The 6,803-nt window shown below is 48.3% G+C and carries 6 protein-coding genes; all 6 read right to left on the bottom strand.

The window, feature by feature from the left end:
• The coding region (locus B5F35_RS03580) for a winged helix-turn-helix domain-containing protein (protein ID WP_242969384.1) at positions 1-295 on the bottom strand (295 nt) is incomplete at its 3' end.
• Positions 296-327: 32 nt separating this feature from the next.
• A complete protein-coding gene (locus B5F35_RS03575; protein ID WP_087238160.1) occupies positions 328-723 on the bottom strand; it encodes a metal-dependent transcriptional regulator in 396 nt (131 codons plus the stop codon).
• A gap of 22 nt (positions 724-745) precedes the next feature.
• Positions 746-2,494 (bottom strand): ABC transporter ATP-binding protein, encoded by a 1,749-nt coding sequence (locus tag B5F35_RS03570; RefSeq protein ID WP_087238135.1) that lies wholly within the window; start codon positions 2,492-2,494, stop codon positions 746-748.
• A 1-nt stretch (position 2,495) separates the two neighbouring features.
• A complete protein-coding gene (locus tag B5F35_RS03565) occupies positions 2,496-4,262 on the bottom strand; it encodes an ABC transporter ATP-binding protein (RefSeq protein WP_087238133.1) in 1,767 nt (588 codons plus the stop codon).
• Between the two features lie 110 nt (positions 4,263-4,372).
• Positions 4,373-5,329, bottom strand: a complete 957-nt coding sequence (locus tag B5F35_RS03560; RefSeq protein ID WP_087238131.1) for a helix-turn-helix domain-containing protein — start codon at positions 5,327-5,329, stop codon at positions 4,373-4,375.
• 7 nt (positions 5,330-5,336) lie between these two features.
• Entirely contained in the window at positions 5,337-6,800 is a 1,464-nt protein-coding gene (locus B5F35_RS03555) for an ABC transporter ATP-binding protein (protein ID WP_087238130.1), read from the bottom strand.
• Positions 6,801-6,803: the final 3 nt, after the last annotated feature.

Here is a 6,803-nt window from a genome sequence, read left to right as displayed (position 1 = left end):
TCTCGCGCAGGTTGCAGATATGAAAACCTATCGTATTGTTTTCGTTTCCTGTAGTGAAATCGCCCCAGACCTGTTCGTAAATCTGTGCGTAGGTCAGCACACGGCCTTTATTGGCGGCCAGCAGCAGGAGAATCCGATATTCTTTTGCGGTAAGCTGAATCTCCTGGCGATCCCGAAACACCTTCCGCCTGCTTGGAAATATCTCAAGACCAGGGAGCGACACCATCGGTTCCTCGTCAATCTCGAATTTTTCTATTTCAGGGTGGTTTTTGAGGATAGACAGGATCTGCTCCAAAACTTTCGCATCTCTTTCGTGCAGCTCCAGAATCATGACTCGTCCGATGATATCACCGCTTTCTCACTCAGTTTACGAGCTGCTTTCAGTCGCTCAAAGGTTTCCTTGCTGATTACATGCTCAATCCGGCAGGCATCCCGCTCGGCAGTGACTGGATCGACACCAGCTGTTACAAGCATCTCTGTAAAAAAGCGATGCTTTTCGTAGGTATCCTCGGCAACCTCACGGCCGAGATCCGTCAGGTGCAGGAAGTGAGCTCCATCCATGAGCAGGAAGCCGCCCTTTTTCAGGGTAGCCACAGCATGGCACACACTTGGCTTCGACACCTCCAAGTGCCGGGCAACATCCGCAGACCTCACCATACCCTTTTTCTTTTTGAGGACAAGGATGGCCTCCAGATAGTCTTCCCCGGACGCATGAAGTTTCATGGTACGGTGCCACTTCAAAGTATCAAGCAATGCTCCAGCCCTCTGCCTGCTCGCGGATCATAATGAACCGGCGATAAAGCCCATTCTGCTGGACAAGTTGCTGATGCGTTCCTTTCTGAACGACTTGCCCCTGATCCACCACCAAAATCTGGTCAGCGTGTTCAATCGTTGCCAGACGGTGAGCAATGACAATGACCGTTTTCCCAATGGTCAACTCGCTGATGGCCTGCTGGATCAGATGCTCGTTTTCGGGGTCAATGCTTGCGGTTGCCTCGTCAAGAATGACAATATTGGCATTCTTCAAGATTGCGCGGGCGATGGAAATACGCTGCTTTTCGCCGCCGGACAGTGTAGATCCGCCCTCGCCGATCACCGTTTCATATCCATCGGGAAGAGCCGTAATGAAGTCATGGCACCGAGCCTTTTTCGCCGCCTCTATAATTTCTTCCTTGGTTGCACTTGGATTGCCGAAACGGATGTTGTTTTCAATGGTATCGTGGAACAGATAGACCTTTTGAAAGACCATCGAAATATTGCGGAGCAAGCTGTCACAAGTCATATTCCGCACATCCTCACCGCCTACTGTGACCTCACCGCTGTCCACATCATAGAAACGGGCAATCAGGTTACAAATCGTGGTCTTGCCGCTGCCAGATGGCCCTACAATGGCCGTAGTGCTGCCCTGCGGGATGGAAAAGCTAATATTCCGCAAAACAGGAACTGTATCGTAGGAGAATGTCACATTACGGAAAGCAATGTCGGTGTTCTGTAAAGAAATATCTTCCCCGTCTTTGTCTATAACGTCGGCGTGTTCAATGCCGTCCAGTTTATCCAGCGTAGCATCAATGACCTCCAATACATGGGCTGCATTGTTCATTGCTTCCACACTTCCAAAGATCATAAAGGAGAACATATCCAGCATGAGCATGGTAGGAAGTCCCATACTGCCGTTATAGGTCAGCAGAGCGGCCACAGCGACAATGGCAATGGAGGCAGCTTTCAGCGAAAACAAGTGCAGGCAGTTAAAGGGCATATATTCCACTTCAATTTTGATGTTGATTTTCTTGCTGTCGTTGTATGCTTTGCGGATACCGGCAATAGACACGCCTTCCTGCTTAAAGGCTTTCACCACCTGCATCCCCCGCAGATACTCAATGGAGCTTTCAACCATATCATCCTGCGCCTTTTGATGGATAGGCGCGTTTTGGTGGCTGCGTGCCTCCAGCAGATGGAGGAATAGGGCAGACAGAAGGACACCAGCCAGAGCAATTCCTCCCGCCATAGGGCTGTAAAATACAAGGAACATTATTAGGACGATAACGGTGATGTATCCATTCACAACGGTGTTGACCATATTCATGGCGTACATCTCCATAAACGAGAGGTCGGTCGTTGCGGCTGCGGATAGTTCGCCCATATTGTTCTTGCTGAAAAAACCAAGCGACACTCGCTTCAGAATATCTCCCAGTCGTATTCTCTCGTCAGCGGTTGCTTCATAACCAACACTTTCCTGTGTGATGGCTCGGAAATAAGAGAACAGGTATCGGCCCAATACAGCTAAAGTCATGGCTCCCAGCACGATCCAGATGTCCCGGCTCTCCAATGCCTTGACGCCATTGAAGTCATCCAGAACAGAACTCAATCCATTCGCAGCCAGCATAATAGGGATCGCGGTAAAAATGCTGTGAATGAAAGCGTAGACAAACCCGATGTAAATGCGCCGTTTATATTTACCAGTCCACTGGATCAGTCGATTTACAATCCGAAACATATCAGTTACCCCCTTTCCCGGAACCGGCAGACCAGTTCTGCGCTCCGATATGCGCCTCCCACATATCCCGATAGAGAGCGTCGCCATCTAAAAGCTGCTGATGAGTGCCCGTATTCTCAACCTGCCCGTTTTGCAGGACGATAATCTGATTGGCATTCTTGATGGTGGACAGACGATGTGCGATTACGAGCAATGTTTTTCCTTTTGTCAAAGCAGCAATGGACTGCTGGATTTTTTCTTCGTTCTCCTGATCGGTGAACGCAGTTGCCTCGTCCAAAATCACGATAGGGGCATTTTTCAAAATCATTCGGGCAATAGAAATACGCTGTTTTTCACCGCCTGACAGTCGGCTTCCGGCATCACCAGCCATCGTGTCGTAACCTTGCTCCAGCTTATGAATGAACTCATCACAGCAGGCGACTTTTGCCGCCGCATATACTTCTTCGTCCGTAGCATCAGGGTTTCCAAGCCGGATGTTTTCCTTGATGGAGCAGTTGAACAGAAAGTTATCCTGTGTAACAAAACTGACAATATCGGCAAGTTGGGCCAGCGGCATACTGCGAATGTCTACACCGCCAATGGTGATTTCCCCATCGTTCACATCCCAAAAACGAGCAATCAGGCGGGCGATGGTGGACTTGCCTCCACCGGATGGACCGACAAGCGCCGTAAACTTTCCCTCCGGGATTTTTAGATCGATATGGGAAAGCACCTGTTTACCGCTCTCTTTATCATAAGAGAACGAAACATTCTGAAGTTGAATGTCTTTGGAGTGCATGTCCACTGGCTTTCCAGTATCGGGCAGTTCCTTCACATGGAGCAACTCGTCCACATCGTGGACAGCGTATTCAATTGCCTTCGTCTCATTGACATAAGTGGTGAAGTTCATGAGCGGGCCTACAATGCCCAGCGAGAGGATCAGGCACATCGCAAGATCCTGCGGCGTGAGGCTACCGTTCCAGTAGAGATACATACCAATCGGAAGCGTTCCCAAAAAAGTGGACGGTAGCACAGCAGAAACAAAGTTCATCACCTTCCAGGAACTTTGATACCATTTGAGGGTGTAGTCCTTGAAAGATTTAACCGCCTTTGTGAATTTTTCATAGGAACTGGAGGACTGATTAAACGCCTTGATAACTTCAATACCCTCCACATACTCCACAATCACGCCGTTTACATAGTTATTGGACTCCATGTAATCGGCATAAAGCTTGTTAAAATTCTTCATCATCATAGCAAAAGCAATCAGGACGAAAGGCAGCGTGACCAGCATCGCCAGTGCCATTCGCCAGTCGATGCAGACCAGATAGACAAAGACTGCCACGGGGAGCAGCAGGTTGGAGATACACTCCGGGATCATGTGGGCCAGCGGCAATTCAATCGTTTCCACCCGATCCACCAGTACGCTTTTCAGCTTTCCAACAGACTCCCCGATGACTGTCCCCAGCGGCGCTTTCATCAGCCGCTGCGCAAGAGCCAAACGAATATTCTCCAAAATGGTGTAGGCGGATATGTGGGACAGGCTCGTTGAAATACCATAGAACAAGAAGCGTATCGCATAAGTGCCAAGTCCAATCCAGCACCATCTCCAAACCTCTGCCATCACAGGTGAACCGCCGATAAAGAGCGTGATAATCTGGTAAACACTCCAATAGGGTATCAGTCCGGCAATCACACTGATGATCGCACATAAAACGGACAGGACAATCTTGCCCCGGCACTGTGAAGCAAAGGAAAACACAATAGAAATCCAGCTTTTCTGCTTCATTTCCATTCCTCCTTGGCAAAAAAATAGAGAGTATCAATCACTTTGATACTCTCTAAGTATTGCAGGTATTCATTTTGTCTGCCACTCTGCCCGGCCGGTTTTTACTCCATTTAGATTTTTATTTTTCGATATTCCAGCGGTGTTTTTCCCTTTACTTTCTTGAACGCTTCGGAGAACTTGCTGGTGTTCGTATAGCCAACTTTTCCGGCGATCACCGTAATCGGTTCATCCGTCTGTGTCAAAAGAGAAGCTGCCAGGTCCATACGATAATTCCGCATATAGGTATAAATGGCGGTGCCATACACGCCCTTAAAGCACTGCTTCAGAGCAGAAGTGGAAATATCGAACTTTTCAGAAAGCTCCTCCATGGTGAAATGGTGCTCCGGCTCATTTGTCATAAACGACATGATTGCCTTGACTTTCTCTACCTGCGTTTTATAAAAATAGGGACGTTCCACACCTAAGACCGTAGGATCTACCGTCCTGAGCGTGACCAACAGTTCTAACACCTTTACTCTGAGATATTCCAGGCGGATATTTTCCGGCACCTGGTACAGTTCCGAAATTACATGGTCGGGAACGGAATTTCCGTGCATAATGAAAGGCCGAGTCTTTAAGGTGAATTGCTGTTCGATTTGCTCCAGATCAATGGAAAACATGGACAGAAAATCACTCAAACCCTCTACCGCTTCAGGGACAGAAATTGTAACCGTGATCCCGTGGTAATGGCTTACGGGAAAGCTGCAATGGTTGTTTTCCGTGGCAGAACTGTCCAGCATAATATCGCCGGACGCAAGATAAAGATAAGCGCCATTGCTGACTTCCCACTCGACACGGCCTTCTCTGCAATGGTGAATTGCAAAAGTGTGCGTATTTTGTTCAAACTTCCTTGACGGGCAGTGCTCCATGTGAAAATCATTATACATGACACCTATTCCGGGATATACTTCATAATAGGTTGCAGTTCCGTCTCCTGTTTCATTTTTCATTTGGTAGACCGAGCAGGATTCATCCCGGCAGAGCAAATTCATATTTTGCTGCGAGAAAAACAGGTCGCTTCTGTTCAAACTGAAATCACCTCGATTCTATAAAAAAATTTTGGAGGCGCTGGAGCCCTGCGGCATCCAGTGCATATTGTTCCTGTACCATACCATGCTCCAAATGCAGAACATGAGTACAGCAACTGACGATCAGCTCATAATCATGGGTGATGACAAGAGATGTCTTTCCCATTTTCTGTATCGTCACAAGTTCATCAGCCACTTCTTTCATGTGCTGTAAATCCAGACCGCTGGTAGGTTCATCCAGCACCAAAATCTTACGTTCAGAAACAAGAGCGGTGGCAATCGCCACCCGCTGCTTCTGCCCGCCGGAGAGCGCCATCGGGTGTCTCTCCTTAAACTGCAACAAATCCAATCTGTCAAGAACCGCGTCCGCCTTGTCGGGAGCTGGCTCCGCCATACTGATGAGCATTTCTTCCTCTGTGCTTTCCGTAAACAGCTGATGGTTGACATCCTGCATGACCATATAGCACAGAGATAGCCTTTGTTTTCTATTATACGGCTTCCCGTCCACTTTCACAATGCCCTTGCAGTGTTTCTCCAGACCACAGAGGCAGCGGGCCAGAGTGGATTTTCCCGCTCCGTTATGGCCGATTACTGCAATCACGCCCGCCTGTGGCAGCGAAAGACTGTCAATATCCAGCGCATCCCTCTGCTTTGTATAAGCAAAACGAAAATTCTCACATTCGATAGAACCACTGCTTGCAACAGGATGTGCTGTCACAGGGAACGCGCCCAGGTCAAAAGGCCGCAGCCCCATTTCTGCCTGTTGCGTCACGGACAGTTTAAGTGCATCCAGAGCCAAGTAATCTTTTTCAATTCTCCCATCTTTTAGATACACAACACGGTCTATCAACTCTTTCAGATAATAGAGCCGATGTTCCGCAATAATAACTGTTTTCCCTTGCTGTTTCCAAATCTGGATCATTCGGCGCAGATCTTTTGTAGCTGACATGTCCAGATTAGAAGATGGTTCGTCCAGCACGATGATGGGCGGATTACTGGCCGACACAGAGGCACAGGCAACTTTCTGCTTTTCTCCGCCGGAAAGAGAAAAGATATTTTTCCCCAGCAGATTGTCCATATCAAACTGCTCCGCAGTTGATTTCACCCGCTGGATGATTTCTTCTTCAGGCAAGCCCTGATTTTCACATCCAAAGGCCAGTTCGCTGGTAGAGTCCACCGTAAAAAACTGCGTGCGGGGATTTTGAAAAACGCTACCCACATATTTCGCTGTTTCATAGAGTGGAAGTCTGCTGATGTTCTTGCCATCCAGCAGGACTTCGCCGCTTAACTCGCCCTCATAATAATTCGGGATCAGCCCATTCACCAACCGGGTCAGAGTTGTTTTTCCGCAGCCAGATTGCCCACACAAAAGGATAACTTGCCCGTCCGGGATGATTAAGTCAATGTTTACAAGCCCACCGGCATCCGTTCCCCCGGCATATCGAAAATTGATATTGCGAAGTTCAATCATAGA

Source organism: Anaeromassilibacillus sp. An200 (assembly GCF_002160025.1).
Taxonomy (GTDB): Bacteria; Bacillota; Clostridia; order Oscillospirales; family Acutalibacteraceae; genus Caccousia; species Caccousia stercoris.
The sequence above is the reverse complement of the archived record's forward strand: the minus strand, read 5'-3'. Positions and strand labels throughout refer to the sequence as shown.